The organism is Bradyrhizobium sp. CCBAU 53351 (assembly GCF_015291745.1).
Taxonomy (GTDB): Bacteria; Pseudomonadota; Alphaproteobacteria; order Rhizobiales; family Xanthobacteraceae; genus Bradyrhizobium.
This window is the reverse complement of the sequence record NZ_CP030059.1, coordinates 5952985-5976403: the sequence shown is the minus strand read 5'-3', so window position 1 is coordinate 5976403 and position 23419 is coordinate 5952985. Positions and strand designations below refer to the sequence as shown.

The 23419-nt window shown below is 65.4% G+C and carries 17 protein-coding genes; 13 read left to right on the top strand and 4 right to left on the bottom strand.

Features of this window, described 5'->3' with window-relative positions:
• The first annotated feature begins 183 nt into the window (after positions 1 to 183).
• The 12 genes from ftsW to ligA all read left to right on the top strand — a co-directional run bounded on the left by ftsW (position 184) and on the right by ligA (position 17287).
• Positions 184 to 1335, top strand: a complete 1152-nt coding sequence (gene ftsW / locus XH83_RS28385) for a putative lipid II flippase FtsW (protein ID WP_194403930.1) — start codon at positions 184 to 186, stop codon at positions 1333 to 1335.
• Between the two features lie 172 nt (positions 1336 to 1507).
• A complete protein-coding gene (gene murG / locus XH83_RS28380; RefSeq protein WP_194403929.1) occupies positions 1508 to 2608 on the top strand; it encodes an undecaprenyldiphospho-muramoylpentapeptide beta-N-acetylglucosaminyltransferase in 1101 nt (366 codons plus the stop codon).
• A gap of 124 nt (positions 2609 to 2732) precedes the next feature.
• A complete protein-coding gene (gene murC / locus XH83_RS28375; protein WP_194403928.1) occupies positions 2733 to 4136 on the top strand; it encodes a UDP-N-acetylmuramate--L-alanine ligase in 1404 nt (467 codons plus the stop codon).
• A 4-nt stretch (positions 4137 to 4140) separates the two neighbouring features.
• Entirely contained in the window at positions 4141 to 5061 is a 921-nt protein-coding gene (gene murB, locus XH83_RS28370; protein WP_194403927.1) for a UDP-N-acetylmuramate dehydrogenase, read from the top strand.
• Positions 5062 to 5212: 151 nt separating this feature from the next.
• Positions 5213 to 6199, top strand: a complete 987-nt coding sequence (locus XH83_RS28365; RefSeq protein ID WP_194408428.1) for a D-alanine--D-alanine ligase — start codon at positions 5213 to 5215, stop codon at positions 6197 to 6199.
• A 350-nt stretch (positions 6200 to 6549) separates the two neighbouring features.
• On the top strand, positions 6550 to 7578 hold the full coding sequence (locus XH83_RS28360; RefSeq protein WP_194403926.1) for a cell division protein FtsQ/DivIB: 1029 nt from the start codon (positions 6550 to 6552) through the stop codon (positions 7576 to 7578).
• Entirely contained in the window at positions 7575 to 8897 is a 1323-nt protein-coding gene (ftsA, locus tag XH83_RS28355; RefSeq protein ID WP_194403925.1) for a cell division protein FtsA, read from the top strand. Before XH83_RS28360 ends, ftsA begins: the two co-directional genes overlap by 4 nt.
• A gap of 90 nt (positions 8898 to 8987) precedes the next feature.
• Positions 8988 to 10790, top strand: a complete 1803-nt coding sequence (gene ftsZ, locus XH83_RS28350) for a cell division protein FtsZ (RefSeq protein ID WP_194403924.1) — start codon at positions 8988 to 8990, stop codon at positions 10788 to 10790.
• A 364-nt stretch (positions 10791 to 11154) separates the two neighbouring features.
• Positions 11155 to 12117 (top strand): UDP-3-O-acyl-N-acetylglucosamine deacetylase, encoded by a 963-nt coding sequence (gene lpxC / locus XH83_RS28345; protein WP_194403923.1) that lies wholly within the window; start codon positions 11155 to 11157, stop codon positions 12115 to 12117.
• A gap of 245 nt (positions 12118 to 12362) precedes the next feature.
• Positions 12363 to 13253, top strand: coding sequence for an outer membrane protein assembly factor BamD (locus tag XH83_RS28340; RefSeq protein ID WP_194403922.1), 891 nt, complete (start codon positions 12363 to 12365; stop codon positions 13251 to 13253).
• Between the two features lie 13 nt (positions 13254 to 13266).
• The gene (recN, locus tag XH83_RS28335) at positions 13267 to 14937 is read left to right on the top strand and encodes a DNA repair protein RecN (RefSeq protein WP_194403921.1); all 1671 of its coding nucleotides are present in this window, start codon (positions 13267 to 13269) and stop codon (positions 14935 to 14937) included.
• Between the two features lie 196 nt (positions 14938 to 15133).
• Complete coding sequence (gene ligA / locus XH83_RS28330) at positions 15134 to 17287, top strand: NAD-dependent DNA ligase LigA (RefSeq protein ID WP_194403920.1); 2154 nt, start codon at positions 15134 to 15136, stop codon at positions 17285 to 17287.
• A gap of 161 nt (positions 17288 to 17448) precedes the next feature.
• Here the strand turns inward: ligA and XH83_RS28325 are convergent, their stop codons facing one another.
• Positions 17449 to 18723: a multidrug effflux MFS transporter gene (locus tag XH83_RS28325; protein WP_194403919.1), complete on the bottom strand. Its 1275-nt coding sequence runs from the start codon at positions 18721 to 18723 to the stop codon at positions 17449 to 17451.
• 300 nt (positions 18724 to 19023) lie between these two features.
• Positions 19024 to 20853, bottom strand: coding sequence for an aminopeptidase P family protein (locus XH83_RS28320; protein ID WP_194403918.1), 1830 nt, complete (start codon positions 20851 to 20853; stop codon positions 19024 to 19026).
• 185 nt (positions 20854 to 21038) lie between these two features.
• Between XH83_RS28320 and XH83_RS28315 the strand changes: the two genes are divergently transcribed.
• Positions 21039 to 21221, top strand: a complete 183-nt coding sequence (locus tag XH83_RS28315; RefSeq protein ID WP_194403917.1) for a hypothetical protein — start codon at positions 21039 to 21041, stop codon at positions 21219 to 21221.
• Between the two features lie 17 nt (positions 21222 to 21238).
• On the opposite strand, the gene XH83_RS28310 is transcribed toward XH83_RS28315, so the two are convergent.
• Together XH83_RS28310 and XH83_RS28305 are read right to left on the bottom strand one after the other, a co-directional pair.
• Positions 21239 to 22420 (bottom strand): hypothetical protein, encoded by a 1182-nt coding sequence (locus XH83_RS28310; protein ID WP_194403916.1) that lies wholly within the window; start codon positions 22418 to 22420, stop codon positions 21239 to 21241.
• A gap of 102 nt (positions 22421 to 22522) precedes the next feature.
• The gene (locus tag XH83_RS28305; protein ID WP_194403915.1) at positions 22523 to 23416 is read right to left on the bottom strand and encodes a 50S ribosomal protein L11 methyltransferase; all 894 of its coding nucleotides are present in this window, start codon (positions 23414 to 23416) and stop codon (positions 22523 to 22525) included.
• Between the last annotated feature and the right edge of the window lie 3 nt (positions 23417 to 23419).

Here is a 23419-nt window from a genome sequence, read left to right as displayed (position 1 = left end):
CGTGGGACGCGCGTGGCGCGAGCCGGACCCAGAAGCCGCTGGGCCCCGGCTCTGCAGCGCACCGCAATGGCGCTGCGCTGCGTCCGGGGCACGAGACTGTGCACAACTTCATCCACTTCCTTAACCCTGCGGTAACCAACCTCGGCGACCAATGGGCTGACCTCTGTCCGAAAGCGGCCGCCCATGCTCTCCCGTGAAGAACGCACCCCCTTTTCCGAGTGGTGGTGGACCGTCGACAAGCCGCTGATGGGTGCGATCCTGGCCTTGATGCTGACCGGCGTGATCCTGTCGCTGGCGGCGAGCCCGCCGGTCGCGACGCGCATCGGGCTCGATCCCTTCCACTTCTTCAGCCGCCACGTGCTGTTCCTGGTGCCGTCCTGCATCGTGCTGCTCGGGGTGTCCTTCCTGTCGCCGCGCGCGATCCGCCGTTCGGCCCTGATCATCTTCGCGGCGAGCATCATCCTGATCGTGCTGACGCTCGCGATCGGCCCTGAGGTGAAGGGCTCGCGACGCTGGATCACGCTGCTCGGCGTCAATATCCAGGCCTCCGAGATCGCCAAGCCGTCCTTCGTCGTCATCGCAGCCTGGTTGTTTGCGGAATCGACCAAGCGGCCGGAGATGCCTGCGACCACGATGGCGCTGGTGCTACTGTTGATGCTGGTCTCGCTGCTGGTGATGGAGCCGGATTTCGGCCAGACCATGCTGATCCTGATGGTGTGGGGCTCGCTGTTCTTCATCGCGGGCATGCGCATGATCTGGGTGTTCGGCCTCGCGGGCGCCGCGGCGGCCGGCCTGTTCAGCGCCTATCTGTTCGTGCCGCACGTCGCGGGCCGCATCAAGCGCTTCATGAACCCGGCCTCCGGCGACACCTTCCAGGTCGATACCGCCATGGAGGCCTTTTACAACGGCGGCTGGTTCGGCTTGGGGCCGGGCGAGGGCATCGCCAAGCGCAGCCTGCCGGACAGTCACACCGATTTCGTGTTCGCAGTCGCCGCGGAGGAGTTCGGCATCATCCTGTGCCTTGCGATGCTGACGCTGTTCGCCTTCGTCGTGATCCGCACGCTGTCGCGTGCCTATGCCAACGAGGACATGTTCTCGCGCTTCGCCGCCTCGGGACTTGCGATCCTGTTCGGCGTGCAGGCCGCAATCAACATGTCGGTCAACCTGCAGCTCATCCCTGCCAAGGGCATGACGCTGCCGTTCATCTCCTATGGCGGCTCCTCGATCGTGTCGCTGGCCTATGGCGTCGGCATGATGCTGGCCCTGACGCGGCTGCGCCCGCGCACCGAGGTCGAGGCCAGCGGCCACGCCGAGGCGATGCGGAGTTACGCGTAGTTGCACGTGTCCCGGACAAGCTCCGCGAAGCGGAGCGCAGAGCCGGGATCCAGAATGCTGCAACCAATGGGCCCCGGCTCAGCAGCGCACCACGCTGCGCCGCGCCCGGGGCACGAACACTTTCGTTGCCGCACTCGCAATGACGGAAAACTCCCTGTAAAACTCCGCTATCATGACCACGTCCCCCCTGATTCTTCTCGCCGCGGGCGGCACCGGCGGCCATCTGTTTCCGGCCGAGGCGCTCGGCGTCGAATTGATCCGGCGCGGTTATCGCGTCCGCCTCGTCACGGACGAGCGCGCGTTGCGCTATAGCGGGCTGTTCAGCAAGGACATGATCGACGTCGTGGCCAGCGAGACCGCGCGCGGCCGCAATCCGCTTCAGCTCGCCTATGCCGGGCTCACGCTCGTGGCCGGCACGCTGTCCGCTTACGGACTGATCAAGCGATTGAAGCCTGTCGCAGTCGTCGGCTTCGGCGGCTATCCGACGCTGCCGCCGTTGGTCGCGGCGAAATTCGCCGGCGTGCCCGGCATCATCCACGACGCCAACGCGGTGCTCGGCCGCGCCAACCGGTTCCTGTCGAGCCGCGTGCGCGCCATCGCGACGTCGTTGCCGGGCGTGCTCGACCGCGATCCCGCGCTGTCGGCCAAGACCACCACCGTCGGCACGCCAATGCGGCCGGCGGTGCTCGCTGCTGCCGCCGTGCCCTATGCTGCGCCCGAGGTGAACGGCCCGCTGCGTCTGCTCGTCGTCGGCGGCAGTCAGGGCGCGCGCATCATGGCCGACATCGTGCCTGGTGCGATCGAGCGGCTCGAGCCTGCGCTGTGGGGCCGGCTCGTTCTCACCCAGCAGGTGCGCGACGAGGACATGAGCCGCGTCCGAGCGGTCTACGACAGGCTCAAGATCAAGGTGGAGCTGGCGCCGTTCTTCACCGACTTGCCGGCCCGGCTCGCGTCAAATCATCTCGTGGTATCGCGCTCCGGCGCCGGCACGGTGGCCGAGCTCGCGGCAATCGGCCGGCCCTCGATCCTGGTGCCGCTGCCGGGCTCGATCGACCAGGACCAGTTCGCCAATGCCGGCGTGCTGGTCAAGGTGGATGGCGCGATCCGTATCCCGCAGACCGAGTTCACCTCCGACCGGTTGGCGTCCGAAATCTCCGCCTTCGCCGCCGAACCCGCGCGCCTCGCCGCCATGGCCGCAGCGGCCCGTGGCGCGGGCCGGCTCGATGCCGCCGAGCGGCTGGCCGATCTGGTGGTCAAGGTTGCGGGAATCTGACGCGAAAAAGCCCTTGTCTTCGCCTTCTAAAGCGAGGCATCCAGTAAGAAAGGCGCGCGGCTGATTTGGCCGTGACCTTCGCCAGATGCCGCCTGCGGAAGGCGGCGAGGTCAGGGAATAGAGCATGAGACTGCCGCGCGAGATCGGACCCATCCACTTCGTCGGGATCGGCGGGATCGGCATGAGCGGCATCGCCGAGGTGCTGGTCAATCTCGGCTATGCCGTGCAGGGGTCGGATGCCTCCGACAATTACAATCTTGACCGGCTGCGCAAGAAGGGCGCGAAGGTTTCGGTCGGCCACAAGGCCGAGAATGTCGACGGCGCCGAAGTCGTCGTGGTCTCCACCGCGATCAAGCGCGACAATCCGGAACTGATGGCGGCGCGCGAACGGCGCATTCCCGTGGTGCGCCGCGCCGAGATGCTGGCCGAGCTGATGCGGCTGAAGAGCTGCGTCGCGATCGCCGGCACCCACGGCAAGACCACGACGACGACGATGGTCGCAACGCTGCTGGATGCCGGCGGGCTCGATCCCACCGTGATCAACGGCGGCATCATCAACGCCTATGGCTCCAACGCGCGGCTGGGTGCCGGCGACTGGATGGTGGTGGAAGCCGACGAGAGCGACGGCACCTTCCTGAAGCTGCCGACCGATATCGCGATCGTCACCAATGTCGACCCCGAGCATCTCGATCACTTCAAGACCTTCGACGCCGTGCAGGACGCGTTCCGCCATTTCGTCGAGAACTTGCCATTCTATGGCTTCGCCGTGATGTGCATCGACCATCCCGTGGTGCAGACTCTTGTCGGCAAGATCGAGGATCGCCGCATCATCACCTATGGCGAGAACCCGCAGGCCGACGCGCGGCTGGTCGATCTCACCGCGGGCGGCGGCGGCTCGAAATTCAAGGTCGTGATCCGCGACCGCAAGGCCGGCACCACGCATGAGATCGCCGATCTCGCGCTGCCGATGCCGGGCCGGCACAATGCGTCGAACGCGACGGCAGCGATTGCGGTCGCGCATGCGCTCGGCGTCTCCGACGATGCGATCCGCAAGGCGATGGCCGACTTCGGCGGCGTCAAGCGCCGCTTCACCAAGACCGGCGAGTGGAACGGCGTCACCGTCATCGACGATTACGGCCATCACCCCGTGGAGATCGCGGCGGTGCTGAAAGCGGCACGCGATTCCTACACCGGCAAGGTGATCGCCGTGGTGCAGCCGCATCGCTACACCCGCCTGCAATCACTGTTCGAGGAATTCTGCACCTGCTTCAACGATGCGGACGCGGTTGTTGTCGCCGACGTCTATGCCGCCGGCGAAGCGCCCATCGACGGCATCGACCGCGACCATTTCGTGGAAGGCCTGCGCGCCCATGGGCATCGCGAGGTGGTGCCGCTGCCGGCGGCACCGGAGCTCGCGGGCATCGTCAAGCGGCTCGCGAAGTCCGGCGATCTCGTCGTGTGTTTAGGGGCCGGCAACATCACGCAATGGGCGTATGCCTTGCCGGATCAGTTGAAGGCGCTGGGGTAGGGTGGTGAGCTTCCCCGACATCACGCCCGCTCTCAAAGCCGCGATGCCGCAACTTCGCGGCCGGCTGCTCGCCAACCAGTCGCTGGCCGAGCTGACCTGGTTTCGCGTCGGCGGTCCGGCGCAGGTGCTGTTCACGCCGGCGAATGAGGACGATCTCGCTTACTTCCTGGCGCGTCTTGCGCCCGACATCCCCGTCTATGTCGTCGGCGTCGGCTCCAACCTCATCGTGCGCGACGGCGGCATTTCCGGCGTCGTGATCCGCCTGGCGCCGCGCGCCTTCGGGGAGGCGAGCGCGAGCGGCGACGTCGTGACCGCCGGCGCGGCAGCGCTCGACAAGCGCGTGGCGGAGGTGGCCGCCTCCGCCAATATCGGCGGGCTCGAATTCTACTTCGGCATTCCCGGCACCATCGGCGGCGCGCTGCGGATGAATGCGGGCGCCAATGGCGGCGAGACCAAGGACGTACTGATCGAGGCGCGCGGCGTCGGGCGCGACGGTACCAAGCACGTCTTCTCCAATGCCGACATGAAGTTCGTCTATCGCAATAGCGGCGTCGATCCCTCCATCATCTTCACCTCCGCGCGTTTTCGCGGCGAGATCAGGGATGCGGAGACAATCCGCGCGCGGATGGCGGAGGTGCAGAGCCATCGCGAGACAGCGCAGCCGATCCGCGAGAAGACCGGCGGCTCGACCTTCAAGAATCCGCCCGGTCATTCCGCCTGGAAGCTGGTCGACGCCGCCGGCTGTCGTGGCCTGCGCGTCGGCGGTGCGCAGGTCTCGGAGATGCACTGCAACTTCCTGATCAACAACGGCGATGCCACCGCGCACGATATCGAGACGCTGGGCGAGACCGTACGCGAACGCGTGAAGGCGAATTCCGGGATTGAGCTACACTGGGAAATCAAGCGGATCGGGATTCCCGCGTGAGTGTCGTTCCGGGGCTCGCGAAGCGAGAACCGGAATCCATCGGACGGCAGAAACGATGGGGAAATGGATTCTCAGGTGCGCAATTGCGCACCATAGTTCGCGACTTCGTCGCGCCCCGGAATGACGAACGGAGAGATTGCAGACCATGACCATGCGCATCACCATCCTCTTCGGCGGCTCCAACCGCGAGCGTCTCGTCTCGGTCGCCTCGGCGCAGGCGCTGCATCAGGCGCTACCCGAGGCTGATCTCTGGTGGTGGGACGTCGAGGACAAGGTGCATGTCGTGCAGTCCAAGCAGCTGCTCGAGCACGCCCGTCCCTTCGAGGACGAGTTCAAGCCGGGCACGCGTGGCATTCCCTTGGAGCAGGCGCTCGACCAGGCCAAGGCCGAGAATCGCGTGCTGGTGCTCGGCTTGCATGGCGGGCGTGCCGAGAACGGCGAATTGCAGGTGATGTGCGAGGCGCGCGGCGTGCCCTTCACCGGATCGGGCTCGGCCTCCTCGCATCTGGCCTTCGACAAGATCGCGGCCAAGCATTTCGCCGCGCTCGGCGGCGTGGCATCGCCGCCGAACGTTGCGCTCGACGACATCGACGAAGCCTTCGCCGAATACGGAAGACTGATCGCAAAGCCGGCGCGCGACGGCTCGAGCTACGGTCTGATCTTCGTCAACGCCAAGCAGGATCTCGTCGCCGTCCGTAGCGCGGCCAAGCACGAAGAGTATGTCATCGAGCCCTACATCGCCGGCATCGAGGCGACCTGCGGTGTGCTGGAGCGTGCCGATGGCTCGATCATCGCGCTGCCGCCGATCGAGATCATTCCGGGCGAGGGCAGCTTCGACTACGCCGCGAAATATCTGCTGAAGTCGACCCAGGAGATCTGCCCCGGCCGTTTCGCGCCCGAGATCACCGCCGCGCTGAAGGCGCAGGCGATGCTGGCGCATCGCGCGATGTCCTGCAGCGGCTACTCCCGGTCGGACTTCATCGTCTCGGACAAGGGCCTCGTCTATCTCGAGACCAACACGCTGCCCGGGCTGACCAAGTCCTCGCTCTACCCCAAGGCGCTGAAAGCCGAAGGCATCGCCTTCGTCGACTTCCTGCGCGGCCTGGTGGAGCTCGCGGGGCGGGCCGTGCGGAAATAATTAGGACTGGTTAACGGCCAAATGGGCGAAACGGGCCGGTTTGGGGTCCAAAACCGGTAAAATGCCGGACATCGCGGCATAAATGCCTCACACACCGGGGCAAAATGCGCCGGACGTTAACGAACTTTACCTTTTGTTTACCAGGACGTCCGAAGGTTAACGCTGGCGGCGCATATGGCGCTTTGGCTGCCGGCGCGTGAGCTGTCGCGGGTGATGTCACCTCCAGCGAACGCTTTGAAGGGGAGAGGTTTTCTTCTGCTGAAGACCAGCACCCGGCCCGGCATGTTCAAGACGTCATGTTCGCCAGGATCCGCGCGATGTCGCGGACTAACTGTTGACGAGCTCGTGCAATGGATGGAGCAGGAAGCCTCACCCGGTCTCTTTTCAGATCGCTGAGGCCCCAAGCTGACCTGAAGGCGGCCGCTGTCGGAGCGGTCGTGCTTCTGCGCGAGTGGCTGCAGGACAAGCACGCCGGGGCGCGCGCCGCCGCCAAGGACAGGATCAAGACCAGGGCGAAGGCCAAGGCCGCAGTCGAGCGCGAGCCGCCACCGCGCGTGGTCGCGCTGGTCGAGCGTTATTTGCCGCGCCGGGTCGGGATCAGCATGACCGTGCTGCTGCTGATCGGCAGCACCGGCTTCGGCATCGTCAAGGGCGGCCATCTCCAGGATTTCGTCACCGCGGTCAGCGATGCCCGCAACGCGCTGGCCAATTCCGCCGGGTTCCGCATCACTTCGGTCGTGATCAACGGCCGCAAGCAGCTCACCCAGGACGAGATCCTGGCGATCGGCGGCGTCAGCGGCCGTTCCTCGCTGCTGTTCCTCGACGCTGACGCTGTGCGCGACAAGCTCAAGGCCAATCCCTGGATCGCCGATGCGACCGTGCTGAAGCTCTATCCGGGCCAGCTCATGATCGAGCTGACCGAGCGCAAGGCGTTCGCGCTATGGCAGGAGGCCGGCCGGCTTTCGGTCATCGCCGATGACGGCGCGGTGCTCGAGCCCTACGTCTCGCGCCGCTTCCTGTCGTTGCCGCTCGTGGTCGGCAAGGGCGCCGAGACCCAGGCCCGCGATTTCCTCGCGCTGCTGGCGCGCTATCCGCAGGTCAATTCCGTGACGAAAGCTGCGATCTATGTCGGCGAGCGGCGCTGGAATCTGAGGCTGAAGGACGGCCTCGACATTCGCCTGCCCGAGCAGGACATCGGCAACGCGCTCGCGATGCTGTCCAAGCTCGACAAGGAGGACAGGCTGTTCTCCCGCGATATCGTCGCCGTCGACATGCGCCTGCCCGATCGCCTGGTGGTGCAGCTGTCCGAGGACGCCGCCAAGGCGCGCGAAGATCTGTTCAAGGACAAGAAGAAAAAGAAGGCCGGGGATTCCGCATGACCGGTCTCGATCGCACCCAGACGCCGAAGACGCGCCCGATGCCGCACAAGCGCGGCGGCCTCGTCGCCTGCCTCGACATCGGCACCAGCAAGATCGCCTGCATGATCGCGCGGCTGAAGCCGTCGGCGCCGAGCGAGGCTCTGCGCGGCCGGACCCATGCGGTGGAATTGATCGGATACAGCCAGATCCAGTCGCGTGGCATGAAGGCCGGCGCGGTGATCGATCTCGGCGAATGCGAGCAGGCCGTGCGCCAGGCCGTCGCGCTCGCGGAGAAGATGGCCAAGGTGCGGGTCGAGTCCGTGCTGCTTTCGGTCTCTGGCGGCCGGCTGTCCGGCCAGCTGGTGGAAGCTGCCGCCGACATCCGTGGTGGTGCCGTGACGCAGGCCGATGTCAGCCGCGTCACTTCCACCGGCATGCGCCACGCCACCGGCGAAGGCCGCACCGTGCTGCACGCGCTGCCGGTCGGCTACACGCTCGATGGCGTCAAGGGCATCCGCGATCCCCGTGGCATGGTCGCCCATCAATTCGGCGTCGACATGAACGTCGTCACCTGCGACGCCACCGTGGCGCGGAACCTGATGCTGGCGGTCGAGCGCTGCCACATCAATGTCGAAGCCATGGCGGCGAGCCCCTATGTCGCCGGGTTGTCGGTGCTGACCGACGACGAGGCCGATCTCGGCGCCGCCGTCGTCGAGATGGGCGCCGGCACCACCACGATTGCCGTTTATTCAGGCGGCCGTTTCGTGCATGCGGCGGGTTTTGCGGTCGGCGGGCAACACATCACGATGGATCTCGCACGCGGACTCTCCGCGACCATTGCCGATGCCGAGCGAATCAAGACGTTATACGGCACCGTCATCACCGGCGGATCGGACTCGCGTGAGCTGATGTCTGTGCCGACGGCCGGTGACGAGCAGGATCTGCCGCAGATCGTCTCCCGCGCCACCATCGCCAACATCGTCAAGCACCGTGCCGAGGAAGTCTTCGAAATGGTTCGGGACAAGCTGAAGGATTCGCCCTTCGCCTCGGAGCCCAACGGCCGCGTCGTGCTCTCGGGCGGAGCCTCGCAGCTCACCGGCCTCGTCGAACTCGGCACCCAGATTCTCGGCCGGCCCGTGCGGGTCGGACGTCCGCTCGGCTTCGGCCGGCTGCCCAACGAGGCGAAGAACGCCGCGTTCGCGGTGCCGGCCGGACTTCTCGTCTACCCGCAATATGTTCACCTCGAACATGTCGAACCGCGGCATACGCGGCAGCAGGTCAAGACAGGGACCGGCGGTTATTTCGGAAAGGTCGGACGATGGCTACGCGAGGGCTTCTGATGACTCCTGTCCGCAATTATCGATTTTCACCAACTCCCGCGGCCACCGGCCGGGGCGAACCCACGCGCGCGTGATCGAGAGGCAGCAACCATGACCATCAGCATCAACGTTCCTGATATTCACGAACTGAAGCCCCGGATCACCGTGTTCGGCGTCGGTGGCGCCGGTGGCAACGCCGTCAACAACATGATCACGGCCGGCCTTCAGGGCGTCGACTTCGTGGTCGCCAATACCGACGCGCAGGCGCTGACGATGTCGAAGGCGCAGCGCATCGTGCAGATGGGCACGGTGGTCACGCAGGGCCTCGGCGCAGGTTCGCAGCCGAACGTCGGCGCCACCGCGGCGGAAGAGGTGATCGACGAGCTGCGCGACCATCTCTCCGGCGCCAACATGGTGTTCGTCACCGCCGGCATGGGCGGCGGCACCGGCACGGGTGCTGCTCCCGTGATCGCCAGGATCGCGCGCGACATGGGCATCCTCACCGTCGGCGTCGTGACCAAGCCGTTCCACTTCGAAGGCGCCCGCCGCATGCGCACGGCGGAAGCCGGTATCGCCGAGCTGCATAAAGTGGTCGATACCCTGCTGATCATCCCGAACCAGAACCTGTTCCGGGTCGCCAACGAGAAGACCACCTTCGCCGACGCCTTCGCGATGGCCGACCAGGTGCTGTACTCCGGCGTTGCCTGCATCACCGATCTGATGGTCAAGGAAGGCCTGATCAATCTCGACTTCGCCGACGTGAGAGCGGTGATGAAGGAGATGGGCAAGGCGATGATGGGCACCGGCGAGGCCTCCGGCGACAAGCGCGCGCTGACCGCCGCTGAAGCCGCGATCGCCAACCCGCTGATCGACGACTCTTCGATGAAGGGCGCCAAGGGCCTCCTCATCTCCATCACCGGCGGCAAGGACCTCACTCTGTTCGAGGTCGACGAAGCCGCGACCCGCATCCGCGAGGAAGTCGACCAGGACGCCAACATCATCGTCGGCGCGACCTTCGACGAAGCGCTCGACGGCCTGATCCGCGTCTCCGTCGTCGCCACCGGCATCGAGCAGGCCGCGATCGCCCGCAACAGCCAGGCCACCTCCGCTCCCGTCGCGAACGCGGCGCCGCAGGCCCAGCAGGCGCCCGCGGCTCCGGCCGCAGCCGCCGAGAGCCGTCTCGCCGATTTGACCGCGCGCCTCCGCGCCGACAATCAGCGCATGGCCGAGCGCGCCCAGAAGCTGGAAGCGCAGATGCCGGCTGCAAGCCAGGCTCCGGTCGCTGCCGCGCCGATGGCGCCCCGTCCGAACGTCGAGCGCGCCGCGCTCGCCGCCATCGCGGCTGCCGTTGCGGACGTTCCGCAGGCGCCGGCGCCGATGCAGACCTACGGCGACGTCACCGTGCGCCCGATCGCCCAGAAGCCGACCCTGTTTCCGGAGCCCGAGCAGGCCCCGCTCGCGATGCAGGAGCCGATGACGCCCGAGACCTTCATCCCGCCGCAGGCCGAGCGCCCGGTCCGTGCGCCCAGGATGCCGCGCATCGACGAGCTGCCGATGCCGGCCCAGGCCGAGCTTCGCCAGGCTCGCGGTGAGGTCGAGGAGGAGACGCCGCCGAAGAGCCGCCTGTCGCTGCTCCAGCGCCTCGCCAATGTCGGCCTCGGCCGTCGTGACGAAGAGAGCGAGCCGCCGGTCGCAACCCGCACCGCCGGTCCCGCAATGCCGCCGCTGCCTGAGCGCCGGCCGCAGAAGACCGTGGCGCAGCAGATCGCATCGAGCGAGCCGGTATCGGAGTATGCCCGCCGTCCCGCGCCCCAGGGCCTGGACATGCATGGCCGTCCCGCGCCTGTTGCGCCGGCGCCACAGGGTGACGACCATCTTGATATCCCGGCCTTCCTGCGGCGGCAGGCGACCTGAGGATTGTTACAATAAGGCAGACGAAAAAAGGTCCCGGCAACAAGCTTGCCGGGACCTTTCCTTTTGTCCCGTGCATACCCGGATTGCGCAGTCAAACAACTGATTTTAAATCATTAATTACGAGTTCGGGTGTTCGGTAGAATTGCCGGAAGCGGCCCAAAAGCTCGGTGCAATTTGGTTAAGCCTTGGCGCGAATACGGCGGGTTTGGGGTAACAATCGGTAAAAAAGCGTGAGTTGGCGCTGTTTGAGGCAGTGACTATGGTTTGGCGTGACTTGGGGATACGGATTCGCAGGGGTGCCGGCACTAGCCGGCCAAGTGGGTCTCGTATAAGTCGCAATGGGTCGTAGTGGGGCGGGTTCCTGATGAAATTTAGCCGGCAAACAACGCTTCGTGCGCAAGCCTCGGTGGCAGGCGTGGGCGTTCATTCCGGTCTTCCCGTCACTCTCACGCTTGGGCCTGCGCCTGTCGACGCGGGTTTTATTTTTGTCCGCACGGGCCTTGAGGGAAGTGACCGCGAAGTTCAGGCGACCGCCGGACAAGTGGTCGCGACGGATCTCGCGACCGTGCTGGGTGACAGCGAGGGTCCGCTCGTTTCCACCGCCGAGCACGTGCTTGCTGCACTGCGGGGCATGGGCGTGGACAACGCCACTATCGAGGTCGACGGTCCCGAAGTGCCGATCATGGACGGCAGCGCCGCGGCCTTCGTTGCGGCGATCGATCAGGCCGGCATTGTCACCCAACCCGCGCAACGCCGCTTCATCCAGGTTTTGAAATCCATTTCGGTCGCTATCGGCGACTCCTTTGGCGAATTGCGGCCCTATGCCGACGGCTTCCGCGCTGAAGTTGAGATCGATTTCGCCAATCCCGTGATTGGCCGGCAGAGCTACACGCTGGAGCTGGTGCCGGAGCGGTTCCGCCGCGAGGTCGCTCGCGCCCGGACCTTCGGTCTGATGTGCGATCAGGCGCGGCTCTGGGCCGCGGGCTACGGTCGCGGTGCCTCCTTCGGCAACACCGTGGTGTTCGACGAGGAACGCCTCCTCAATCCCGAAGGCCTGCGCTACGCCGACGAATGCGCCCGCCACAAGGTGCTGGACGTGATCGGCGATCTCGCGCTGGCCGGCCTGCCGCTGCTTGGCGCCTACCGCTCGGTGCGCGGCGGCCACAAGCTGAACCACGCCGTCCTGACCGCCTTGCTGGCCGACCGTACCGCCTGGCGGGTGGTCGAGGGCGAGGCGGCCCGCCGGACCACGCGTCCCGTGGGCGAAGTCGGTCGCGGTATCGTCGGCGGCCGGGTCGCTGCGGCCTACGGGCCGGACGTGTCCTGAACAGAGCTGGTGTCGCGGCCCTCTGGCAGCGGCTTACCCCGGGAAACTCCTGGTAACCATGATCAGCTAGCATTGCGGCAAGTTCGCCTTAATCCGGGCGGAATGCCTGCCTATCCGGTTGGTTAAAGATCGCTTTTCGGATCCATCGGCGTGGTCGCATGGCAGGCACCACGAACACATTTCGCGCCCATGACGGGGTTCATGGGCTGGCGGGCACCGCTCACAGGGCGTCAGGGCTTAAACTCATGTCGGCACAGCGTACGACGCGCGGATATTTCTCGGTCTCTTTGCGAGCCCGTGGGCTGCTTCAGGCTGTCACCTTCATCCTTCTCGCGCTGCCGCTCGCCGGCTGCGGCACCGGCTCGCTCTGGGACAAGTTCACCGCCAAGGACGACACCTTCGTCGAGGAGCCCGCCGACAAGATCTACAATGAGGGCCTGTACCTCATGAACGAGAAGAAGGACATGAAGGCGGCGAATAAGAAGTTCGAAGAGGTCGACCGCCAGCATCCTTATTCCGAGTGGGCCCGCAAATCGCTGCTGATGTCCGCCTATGCGTCCTATCAGGGCGGAGACTATGACGGCTGCATCGGCGCGGCCACCCGCTACGTCACGCTGCATCCCGGCAGCCCGGACGCGGCCTACGCGCAATATCTGATCGCCGCCTCCCATTACGACCAGATCCCGGACGTCAGCCGCGACCAGGCCCGTACCGAGAAGGCGATCGCCGCGCTGGAAGAAGTAGTGCGCAAATATCCGAACTCGGAATATGCCACCTCGGCCAAGGCCAAGATCGAGGGCGCGCGCGACCAGCTCGCCGGCAAGGAAATGAATACCGGCCGCTATTACGCGCAGAAGCGCGACTACACAGCCGCCATCAACCGCTACAAGACCGTCGTCACGCAGTATCAGACCACCCGCCATGTCGAGGAGGCGCTGTACCGGCTGACCGAAGCCTATATGGCGATCGGCATCGTCGGCGAGGCACAGACCGCGGCGGCCGTGCTTGGCCACAATTTTCCTGACAGCCGCTGGTACAAGGACGCCTATAATCTTGTAAAATCTGGCGGTCTCGAGCCGAGCGAGAATCAGGGGTCCTGGATCAGCAAGACCTTCAAGAAGATGGGCCTCGGCTAGGAAATTTGGTTCCATGCTGGCGCGTCTATCGATCCGTGACATCGTCCTGATCGAACGGCTCGATATCGAATTCGCGACGGGCCTTGCGGTTTTGACCGGCGAGACCGGTGCGGGCAAATCCATCCTGCTCGATGCGTTCGCGTTGGCGCTCGGCGGCCGCGGCGATGCCGGCCTCGTGCGTCACGGCGCGGAGCAGGGGCAGGTCACCGCCGTGTTCGATGTCCCCAAGAATCACCCTGCGGCGAAGATCCTTGCCGAAAACGGTCTGGACGATACCGGCGAGATGATCCTGCGCCGCGTGCAGCTCGCCGACGGCCGCACCCGCGCCTTCATCAACGACCAGTCGATCAGTGTGCAGACGCTGAAGGCGGTCGGCGCCGCCCTGGTCGAGATCCATGGCCAGCACGACGAGCGCGCGCTGGTCGATGCCGCCACCCATCGCCGCCTGCTCGACGCCTTCGCGGGCCTGGAGAAGGACGTCGCCGCGGTCGAGACGCTCTGGGACGCACGCCGGACCGCCAACACCGCGCTGGAGGAGCATCGCGCCGGCATGGAGCGCGCCGCGCGCGAGGCCGACTATCTGCGCCACGCCTCGGCCGAGCTGAAGCAGCTCGCGCCCAAGGACGGCGAGGAGACCTCGCTCGCCCAGCGCCGCACCACCATGATGCAGGGCGAGAAGATCGCCTCCGATCTGCGCGAGGCGCAGGAGGCGGTCGGCGGCCACCATTCGCCGGTGGCGGCTTTGTCGGCCGCGGTACGCCGGCTGGAGCGCCGAGGCGTCAATTCGCCGGCTCTGGTCGAGCCTGCCGTAAGGGCGATCGACGCCGCGATCAACGCGCTGGAGGAGGCCGACCAGCATCTCCAGGCCGCGCTGGCCGCAACCGATTTCGACCCGGCCGAGCTCGAGCGCATCGAGGAACGGCTGTTCGCATTGCGCGCCGCCTCGCGCAAATACTCGACGCCGGTCGACGGCCTTGCAGCGCTCGCCGCCAAATATGCCGCCGACGTTGTGCTGATCGATGCCGGTGCCTCGCGCCTGAAGAAGCTGGAGCAGGCCGCCATCGAGGCCGACGCACACTATGCTGCGGCCGCCAAGAAGCTGTCGGCGGCGCGACAGAAATCGGCCGAGAAGCTCAACAAGGCCGTCAATGCCGAGCTCGCGCCGCTCAAGCTCGAACGCGCCAAGTTCATGACCCAGGTCGCGACCGACGAGGCCGCGCCGGGCCCGCAGGGCTTTGATCGGGTCGAGTTCTGGGTGCAGACCAATCCGGGCACCAAGCCCGGGCCGATGATGAAGGTCGCCTCCGGCGGCGAGCTGTCGCGCTTCCTGCTCGCGCTCAAGGTCGTGCTGTCCGATCGCGGCTCGGCACCGACGCTGGTGTTCGACGAGATCGACACGGGTGTTGGCGGCGCGGTCGCCGACGCCATCGGCGGGCGCCTGGCGCGGCTCGCCGGCAAGGTCCAGGTGATGGCCGTGACCCACGCCCCGCAGGTCGCCGCCCGGGCCGACCAGCACCTGCTCATCTCCAAGGACGCCCTCGACAAGGGCAAGCGCGTCGCCACCCGCGTCAACGCGCTGGCCGCCGACCACCGCCGCGAGGAAATCGCCCGCATGCTGGCGGGGGCCGAGATCACGGCCGAGGCGCGGGCGGCCGCGGAACGGCTGCTCAAGGCGGCGAGCTAGGTTCGTGTCCCGGACGCGGTGCGGCGCGCAGTGCCGCTCCGCAGAGCCGGGATCCAGAGCGTTGCCAGGTGGCCTCGGCTCTGCAGCGCACCGCACCGGACGATGCTGCGCTTCGCCGGGAACGTTGCGCTGCGTGCGAAGCACGAGATTTCCACACGCCTTTACCCTGCCGCCCGCTCTGTCGTATCCAAGCATCATGGCCAGAGCAGCAAAATCCAAAGCAAAACCGCTTCGCGACGTCGCCGATCTCACCAAGGCCCAGGCCAAGGTCGAGCACATGCGGCTGTCGCTCGAGATCGAGGGGCACAACGAGCGCTACTATCAAGAGGACGCGCCCTCCGTCACCGACGCCGAATACGACGCGTTGCGCCAGCGCTTCAACGCCATCGAGAAGCGGTTTCCGGAATTCGTCACGGCGGACTCGCCCTCGCAGAAGGTCGGCGCGGCGCCGTCCGGCCGCTTCAAGAAGGTCCGGCATTCCGTTCCGATGCTGTCGCTCGACAACGCCTTTGCCGAAGAGGACGTGCGCGACTTCGTCGGCCGCATCGTGCGGTTCCTCAAGCTCGGCGACGACGAGGTCAATTTCTCCGCCGAGCCGAAGATCGACGGCCTGTCGATGTCGCTGCGCTACGAGGGCGGCGAGCTCGTTACCGCGGCGACGCGCGGCGACGGCGCGGTGGGCGAGGATGTTACCGCCAACATTCGTACTCTCGAAGACGTGCCGCAGAAGCTGAAGGGCCGCAACGTCCCCGACATCTGCGAGGTCCGCGGCGAGGTCTACATGACCAAGAAGGCGTTTCTGGCGCTCAATGAGCGGCAGAAGGCGGCGGGCGATACCATCTTCGCCAATCCGCGCAATTCGGCCGCGGGCTCGCTCCGGCAGAAGGACCCGACGATCACGGCCTCGCGTCCCCTCGGCTTTTTCGCCTATGCCTGGGGCGAGATGAGCGCGATGCCGGAAGAGACGCAGACCGGCATGATCCATTGGTTCGAGCGCTGTGGCTTCAAGACCAATCCGCTGACCAAGCTCTGTCACTCGGTCGAGGAGTTGGTCGCGTTCCACCAGAGCATCGAGGAAGAGCGCGCCGAGCTCGACTACGATATCGATGGTGTCGTCTACAAGGTCGACCGCATCGACTGGCAGGAGCGGCTGGGCTTCGTCTCGCGCACGCCGCGCTGGGGCATCGCGCACAAATTCCCGGCGGAGCGTGCCATGACTGTGCTGCGCGACATCGAGATCCAGGTCGGACGCACCGGCTCGTTCACGCCGGTCGGCAAGCTCGAACCGGTCGGCGTCGGCGGCGTGATCGTGCAGAACGTCACGCTGCACAACGAGGACTACATCAAGGGCATCGGCAACAAGGGCGAAGTACTGCGCGAGGGTCGCGATATCAGGATCGGCGACACCGTCGTGATCCAGCGCGCCGGCGACGTCATTCCGCAGATCGTCGACGTCGTGCTCGACAAGCGGCCGAAGAGTGCCAAGGAGTTTTCCTTCCCGAAGAAATGCCCATGCCCGCTGCACACCGACGTCGTGCGCGGAGAGACGGCCGCCGGCGAAGAGGAATCCCGCGCCCGGTGCAGCGGCGAGTTCGCCTGTCCCTATCAGAAGATCGAGCACTTGAAGCTGTTCGTGTCGCGGCGCGCCTTCGATATCGACGGTCTCGGCGAAAAGCAGTTGCAGTATTTCTTCGATGAAGGCTGGGTCAAGGAGCCCGCCGACATCTTCACGCTGGAGAAGCGCAATTCCAAGCTCAAGCTCGAGGAGATCGAGGGCTACGGTGCGACTTCGGTACGCAATCTGTTCGCAGCCATCGAGAGCCGGCGCAAGATCGCGCTGGAGCGCTTCGTCTATGCGCTCGGCATGCGCCATGTCGGCGAGACCACCGCGCTGGCGCTGGCGCGCGGCTACGGCTCCTGGGATGCCTTCCACGACGCCTGCCTGAAGGTCGCCGACGGCGACGAGGAGGCGATGGCCGACATGGACGCGCTGGACCAGATCGGCGACACCGTGATCAAGAGCATCGCCGATTATTTCGGCGAGAGCCACAATCGCGGCATCGTCGAACGGCTGACCAAGGAGGTCGAGATCGTCGACGCCGAGAAGCCGAAGAGCAATTCGCCCGTCGCCGGCAAGACCGTGGTGTTCACGGGATCGCTGGAGAAGATGACCCGCGACGAGGCCAAGGCCACCGCTGAGCGGCTGGGCGCAAAGGTGTCGGGCTCGGTGTCGAAGAAGACCGATCTCGTCGTCGCCGGCCCCGGCGCGGGCTCGAAGCTCGCGGAGGCCAACAAGCACGGCGTCAAGGTGCTGACCGAGGACGAGTGGCTGAAGCTGATCGGGGAGTGAGGGGTCTTTCCTTCTCCCCCTGTGGGAGAAGGTGGCGCGAAGCGCCGGATGAGGGGTTCTATCCCCGAGTCAAACTTTGAGAGAGGCCGTTTGGAGAGAGACCCCTCATCCGGCGCGCTGCGCGCGCCACCTTCTCCCCCAAGGGGAGAAGGAAGAAAGAGTCACATGATCCCGCTCTCTTCCTCCTCCGCCTGCTCGATCATCGTCTCGCTCACCACCACCTCGCGGCGGGGGACGATGAAGATCATCATGCAGGCACAGAGCAGCGAGACGGCGAGGACGGCCGCGGTCAGTGGCAGCGTCGTGGCTGAATGGCCGCCGAGATAGGCGCCGAATTGCGACATCAGCGCGCCGATCCCCTGTTGCAGAAAGCCCATGGCGCCCGACGCGGCGCCGGCGGCTTCGGGGCGGATGCTGATGGCGCCGGCGGCGGAATTCGACATCACGAAGGCATTGCCGACCATCACGATCATCTGCGTGCCGAACAGCCAGCTTGGCGCCTCGTTCCAGCCGGTGAAGCTCCACACCAGGTTCAGCAGGCTGCCGGCGAGCTGGAGCGCGAGCCCGAACCAGATCAGCTTTTCCAGCGAATGCCGCGGCGCAAAGCGCACGCAGAGCAGATTGCCGACGAGAAATGCAAATCCCGTTGTCGCGAACCAGGCGCCGTATTCGGCGCTGGTTCGGCCCATCTGCGTCACCACGACGTAGGGGCCGCCGCCCGCGAAGGTGAAGATGATCTGCGAGGCCAGCACCTGGCACATCACATAGCCGACGAAGGCGCGGTTTTTGATCAGAATGCCGACGTCGCCGCGGAAGCCGCTGCCGGCCGCGCGGCTGCGGCGCGTCTCGGGCAGCGCGATTGCGATCCCGACGGCGACGATGATCGCGGCGATGGTGATGGCGTAGAAGATCGCGCGCCAGCCGAACGCGGTCTCGATCAGGCCGCCGGTGAGCGGAGAGACCATCTGTCCGATCATCAGCGCCGCGACCACGAGGCTGATCATCGAGGCGACGCGGTCGCGCTCATAGATGTCGCGGATGATGGCGCGGCTCACCACCATGCCGGCGGCGCCGCCCAAGGCTTGAAAGAAGCGGGCTGCGATCAGCTGCGGCAGGGTTTCAGCAAAGATGCAGGCGACGCTCGCCACGACCATCAGCGCCAGCCCTCCGAGCAGCACCGGGCGCCGGCCGAACCGGTCGGACAGCGGCCCCATGATCAGCTGCGACAGCGCGATGCCGACCATGTAGAGCGACACCGTCATCTGTGCGATGGAGATGTCGCTGCCGAAATTCGCCGCCAGCACCGGCAGTGCCGGAACCAGGATGTAGAGCGAGATCGGCGCAATCCCGGTCATCACGACCAGCAACAGCAGCACCCCGCGCGAGGTCGCAAGGTTGGTTGCCGCTTTCGGCGGCTTGCTGATCATGCCGTGCATGCGGGCCCATCTCGTTGCAATCGAATCGACTGTAGCGCGCTCGCGCAAGACCGATATCGGCGTTTCGGAATGCGGCTATACGGATTCCGGGAGGGTTGTAATTGCAGCGTGATGGCGACCGATTGGGCGCATTGCTAGTGCCAAAAGTTCTGTGTCATTCCCCGCGAAAGCGGGGAATCCAGTGCGCTGCGGCTTATCCGGATACGTTTGCTGTCTCTGGAATACTGGATGCCCCACCTTCGCGGGGCATGACAGCTATCGTTTGGGGAGAGCGTTGCGCTAATCGCGTGGCGGTATGCGCTACGCCTTCAGCTCCGCCGTCGCCTGATCGAGCCAGCCCCGGGTCGCCTCGTCCAGCGCCGGCCGCACCTCGGCTCGGACGCGCGCGTGATAGGCGTTGAGCCAGTCGAGCTCGTCCTTGCTCAGCATCGCGACATCGATCAGCCGGCGGTCGATCGGTGCGAGCGTCAGCGTCTCGAACGCGTTCATCGGCTTTTCGGCGCCCTTGATGTCGGCGGCGACGACGAGTTCTAGGTTCTCGATGCGGATGCCGAAACCGTCGGTCTTGTAATAGCCGGGCTCGTTGGAGAGGATCATGCCGCGCTTCAGCGGCGTGGTGCCGAGCTTCGAAATCCGCGCCGGCCCTTCGTGAACCGAGAGATAGCTGCCGACGCCGTGGCCAGTGCCGTGCTCGAAATCGACGCCGGCGGCCCAGAGATATTGCCGCGCCAGCGTGTCGAGCTGCGCGCCCGTGGTGCCGTCGGGGAAGATCGCGCGTGCGATCGCGATATGGCCCCGCAGCACGCGTGTGAAGCGGTCGCGCATCTCGTAGGTCGGCTCGCCGACGGCCATGGTACGCGTGACGTCCGTGGTGCCGTCCTCGTACTGCGCGCCGGAATCGATCAGCAGGAGGTCGCCGGACGCGATCCGCCGGTTGCTCTTGCGCGTGACGCGGTAATGCACGATGGCGCCGTTCGGGCCGGTGCCGGAGATGGTCGGAAACGACACGTCCTTCAGTGCGCCGGTGTCGCGGCGGAACGTCTCCAGCGCCTCGACCGCGTCGATCTCGGTGAGCTTGCCGCCTGGCGCTTCCCGGTCGACCCAAGCCAGGAAACGCGCCAGCGCCACGGCGTCGCGCACGTGGGCCGTCTTCGTGCCCTTGATCTCGATCGGGTTCTTGACGGCCTTGAGCAGCGCAATCGGATCGCTGCCGCGCAGCGGTTTGCCGCCCGCGGCCGCGATCAGCCGGCTGAGCGCGTCGGCCGCGGTGGCGCCGTCGAGCGCGATCGACCCGCCGCCCTTGGCGAGCGCCATCAGCGTCGGCGCCATCGCATCGGGCTCGCGCACGTCGGCGGACTGCTCGAGATGGTCGCGCGTGAGGTTTGAGAGCTTGCGGCTATCGATGAAGATGGTGGGACGTCCGTCTTTCGGTACCAGCGCGTAGGACAGCGGCAGCGGCGTATGGGCGACGTCGGCGCCGCGGATGTTGAAGGTCCAGGCGACCGCGTGGCTGTCGGACAGCACCAGCGCGTCGACGCCGAGTTTGCCGATCTCGCTTCTGATCTGCGTCAGCTTCTCGGCTTCCGTGACGCCGGCATGCTGGGGTCCGTGCACGGCGACGGGGGCGAGCGGTGGCTGCGGGCGGTCCTGCCAGATCGCGTCGATCGGATTGCTGTCGACCGCGACCAGCTCGGCACCGGCCTTGGCGCAGGCGGCGGACAGGCGCTCGGCTGCCGCAAAAGTGTGCAGCCACGGATCGAATCCGAGGCGGTCCCCGGCTTTCAGATGCGCCGACACCCAGCTCTCCGGTGGCGGATCGATCAGCGATTCCACGGCCCAGGCCTTTGCATCGACCTGCTTGGCCGCCTGCAGCGTGTAGCGGCCGTCGACGAACAGCGCGGCCTCCTGGGCCAGAACCACCGCGAATCCCGCCGACCCTGTAAATCCGGTCAGCCAGGCCAGCCGTTCTTCCGACGGCGGCACATATTCGTTCTGCTGCTGATCGGCGCGCGGAACGACGAAGCCGGCGAGCTTGCGACGGGCGAGTTCTTCGCGAAGTGCCGCCAGCCGCGCCGCCAATGCGACGCCGGCCTCCGGCTCCTCGAATGTCTGGAAGTGTGCTTCGAACATGGTGGATCACTTTAGGATCATGGGGATCAGTCCGCAATCTCGTCGCATTTGCGTCGCATCTGGCATGGACTGTGCTTGAATGGTTCCATTCGAATGAGTGGAGTAAAGGATGCGGCTGCCGCGCTTCGTCCGGATGACAGGGACATTCTAGCAGGTGGTTCATCTCAACGACGAGGGGACACGTGATGCCAGCGTTCTCGTTTGAAAAGATATCGCCGCCGGCGCGCCGCGGCGTTGCCGCGGCGGCACCGCAGAAGCCGCGCAGCGTCATCAACCAGATGATCGACCGGATCGCCGAGCGCCGCGCCAAGCGCGCTGCCGTGAAATCCAAGAAAAGTCAGCCGATCGGTTCTTCATCTGGTGGTTGAGGTTGTGCCGGCGCGCGTCAACCGCTTTGCTTAGGCGCCGGAGATGAGAAGGCAGAAGCCAACCTGTCCAGGAATGAAAAGAGAAGATCGACACTATAGCCCGCCAAAAACGCCAGCGCTAAGGGCGAAAGAGATTGCAATATTCCGGCTGTTTCAGTGGATTTCGATTCTGAAGTGAACCAGGCGATGGAAAAGCCCGCCACCGCGCCCAAGTAATATCGAAGCTCGTAACGCACAATCGAGTCGCGTGAGAAGGTGTAGCTCCTGACTTCGTCCGCGATCATTCGCACGATGTAGGCGCTTGCGCCGAGCGCGCCGTATAAGATCGGCAAGACGTACTTCAGCAGGGCAGTAAGAACGATTTGAGCCGTTTGAATTTGCTCCGCATTTCCTGGGGTAAAGACCCAAAGAAAGTGATCAGTCTCTTTGATTTCGTCCGCGCGACGTTCTCCGTCCTTTGTGGTTGCCAAGCTCGACTCTGGAAGGGGTGCGCTTTCGCTCTTTGGAATGAGCACCAATTTCAGGACGTTCCAGTTCCTCAATACCTCGAAGTCTGCCCAAGCGCTTATCTTTTCCTGCCATAGCAGGCTGTCCCAGCGGTCAAATACTTGATCCGCTAGAACCTTCTTTGCGGCATAGTCTGGATCCTTGTCGTTCAGAGCTCTCGCCGCTGCCCCCTCTTTGCTGCCCTGCTCGGCGAGGGTTTCGAGTCGTCCCCTGATTTCCTTCAGATCTGTGCAGATCGTGGCGCCCACGAGCCAATAGATTTGAAATACAAGGAGTGCAACGAGCGTGACCATCGTTCGAATTCGATAGCTGCTCGCCGCTCGTGCGGCGGCGCTCTTTCCGTCGGCGGAATTCGTTGACTTGATCGTTTCCAAGGTGACTGGAGAGATAGCCTTGGAAATCGCAGACGCCGCGGTCCAGAAAGTGGCTTCTTGCTCAGGCGTGATTGAATTTCCCGCGCTATGCGCCAGAATGATGGCCTGTACGTCGGCGCTGTTCAACGAAGTGCCGGTCCGTGAGGCATACGCCAATAGTTGCGCGGCATCGTCGATGGCAAGCCTTACGATCTCATCGTACTTCTTGTTGTTGGCGCTGGTATCTGCTCCGCTCGGCGTCGGAGAGCGTCTCGACCAAATGAAAAGCGATGCAACGACTACCGCTCCAATCGCCAGCAATATGATGCTCTGGGTCATCCGCGATCACCCTGAAAATGGCAGAATTCAAATCAATTTGAAGCGTAATGTACCTCATCATTCGGCTTGCGCAACTAGAGCTAGAAGGTGGGCGCGGTACGACTAGGTTCTGTAAGTGCGTCGCAACAACAGACTGCTCCACCCCTCGATTCGCAGATGCTTCAGCGGCACGAGCCCGCGCGCGCGATAGGCGGCGATCACGGCGGGGGCCTGGTGCGTCAGCAGGCCGGAGAGGATGACGCGTCCGCCGGGCGCGAGATGCCGCGCCATCGGGCCCGCCAATTGCCGCAAGGGGTTGGCAAGGATGTTGGCCAGCACCAGGTCGAACGGACCGGCCCGTCCGAAATCCGGCGCGGCGAATCCGGTGGCGCGGATCACCCGCACATGGGTGCCAGCTTCATTCAGCATCGCATTTTCGGCTGCCACCCGCACCGACGGCGGGTCGATGTCGGAGGCGAGCACGTGGCGATGCAGCGCTTTCGCCGCGGCAATGGCCAGCACGCCGGTCCCGGTGCCGAGGTCGAGCAGGTTCCTCGGACGGGAACTCTTCAGGACATGGTCAAGCAGCAGTAAACAGCCGCGCGTCGTGCCGTGGTGGCCCGTGCCGAAGGCGAGCGCCGCCTCGATCTCGATGGCGAGCTTGTTCGGCGCCACCCGGTCGCGGTCGTGGCTGCCGTGCACGACGAAACGGCCGGCCGGCACCGGGACCAGGTCTTCCAGGCTGGCCTTGACCCAGTCCTTCGCCTCGATCGTGTCGAAGACAAGCGTCGCTGCAATCTCATTTCCTGCTGAATTTACAATGAGTTGGCGCAGCCAAGCCTGATCGGGCGCCTCGGCGAAATGAAGCGTGACGTCCCATTGTCCGTCCGGCCGCTCGAACGCCGCGACCGCGGCGTCGCCCTCGAAAAACACCTCGGTGAGCACGTCGACGACGCGCCTCGGGTCGGCCTCGCTGCCGATCGAAAAGCTGGCGCGATGGGTTGGAGAAGGCTGCATTCA

Excerpts from the sequence above, each read along its gene's own strand:
- murG (WP_194403929.1), top strand. The coding sequence starts at position 1,508 with ATGACCACGTCCCCCCTGATTCTTCTCGCCGCGGGCGGCACCGGCGGC.
- lpxC (WP_194403923.1), top strand. The coding sequence starts at position 11,155 with ATGAAATTTAGCCGGCAAACAACGCTTCGTGCGCAAGCCTCGGTGGCA.
- XH83_RS28320 (WP_194403918.1), bottom strand. The coding sequence starts at position 20,853 with ATGTTCGAAGCACACTTCCAGACATTCGAGGAGCCGGAGGCCGGCGTC.
- XH83_RS28360 (WP_194403926.1), top strand. The coding sequence starts at position 6,550 with ATGGATGGAGCAGGAAGCCTCACCCGGTCTCTTTTCAGATCGCTGAGG.
- XH83_RS28340 (WP_194403922.1), top strand. The coding sequence starts at position 12,363 with ATGTCGGCACAGCGTACGACGCGCGGATATTTCTCGGTCTCTTTGCGA.
- XH83_RS28310 (WP_194403916.1), bottom strand. The coding sequence starts at position 22,420 with ATGACCCAGAGCATCATATTGCTGGCGATTGGAGCGGTAGTCGTTGCA.
- ftsZ (WP_194403924.1), top strand. The coding sequence starts at position 8,988 with ATGACCATCAGCATCAACGTTCCTGATATTCACGAACTGAAGCCCCGG.
- XH83_RS28365 (WP_194408428.1), top strand. The coding sequence starts at position 5,213 with ATGCGCATCACCATCCTCTTCGGCGGCTCCAACCGCGAGCGTCTCGTC.
- ftsA (WP_194403925.1), top strand. The coding sequence starts at position 7,575 with ATGACCGGTCTCGATCGCACCCAGACGCCGAAGACGCGCCCGATGCCG.
- ftsW (WP_194403930.1), top strand. The coding sequence starts at position 184 with ATGCTCTCCCGTGAAGAACGCACCCCCTTTTCCGAGTGGTGGTGGACC.
- XH83_RS28305 (WP_194403915.1), bottom strand. The coding sequence starts at position 23,416 with ATGCAGCCTTCTCCAACCCATCGCGCCAGCTTTTCGATCGGCAGCGAG.
- recN (WP_194403921.1), top strand. The coding sequence starts at position 13,267 with ATGCTGGCGCGTCTATCGATCCGTGACATCGTCCTGATCGAACGGCTC.
- XH83_RS28315 (WP_194403917.1), top strand. The coding sequence starts at position 21,039 with ATGCCAGCGTTCTCGTTTGAAAAGATATCGCCGCCGGCGCGCCGCGGC.
- ligA (WP_194403920.1), top strand. The coding sequence starts at position 15,134 with ATGGCCAGAGCAGCAAAATCCAAAGCAAAACCGCTTCGCGACGTCGCC.
- murC (WP_194403928.1), top strand. The coding sequence starts at position 2,733 with ATGAGACTGCCGCGCGAGATCGGACCCATCCACTTCGTCGGGATCGGC.
- XH83_RS28325 (WP_194403919.1), bottom strand. The coding sequence starts at position 18,723 with ATGCACGGCATGATCAGCAAGCCGCCGAAAGCGGCAACCAACCTTGCG.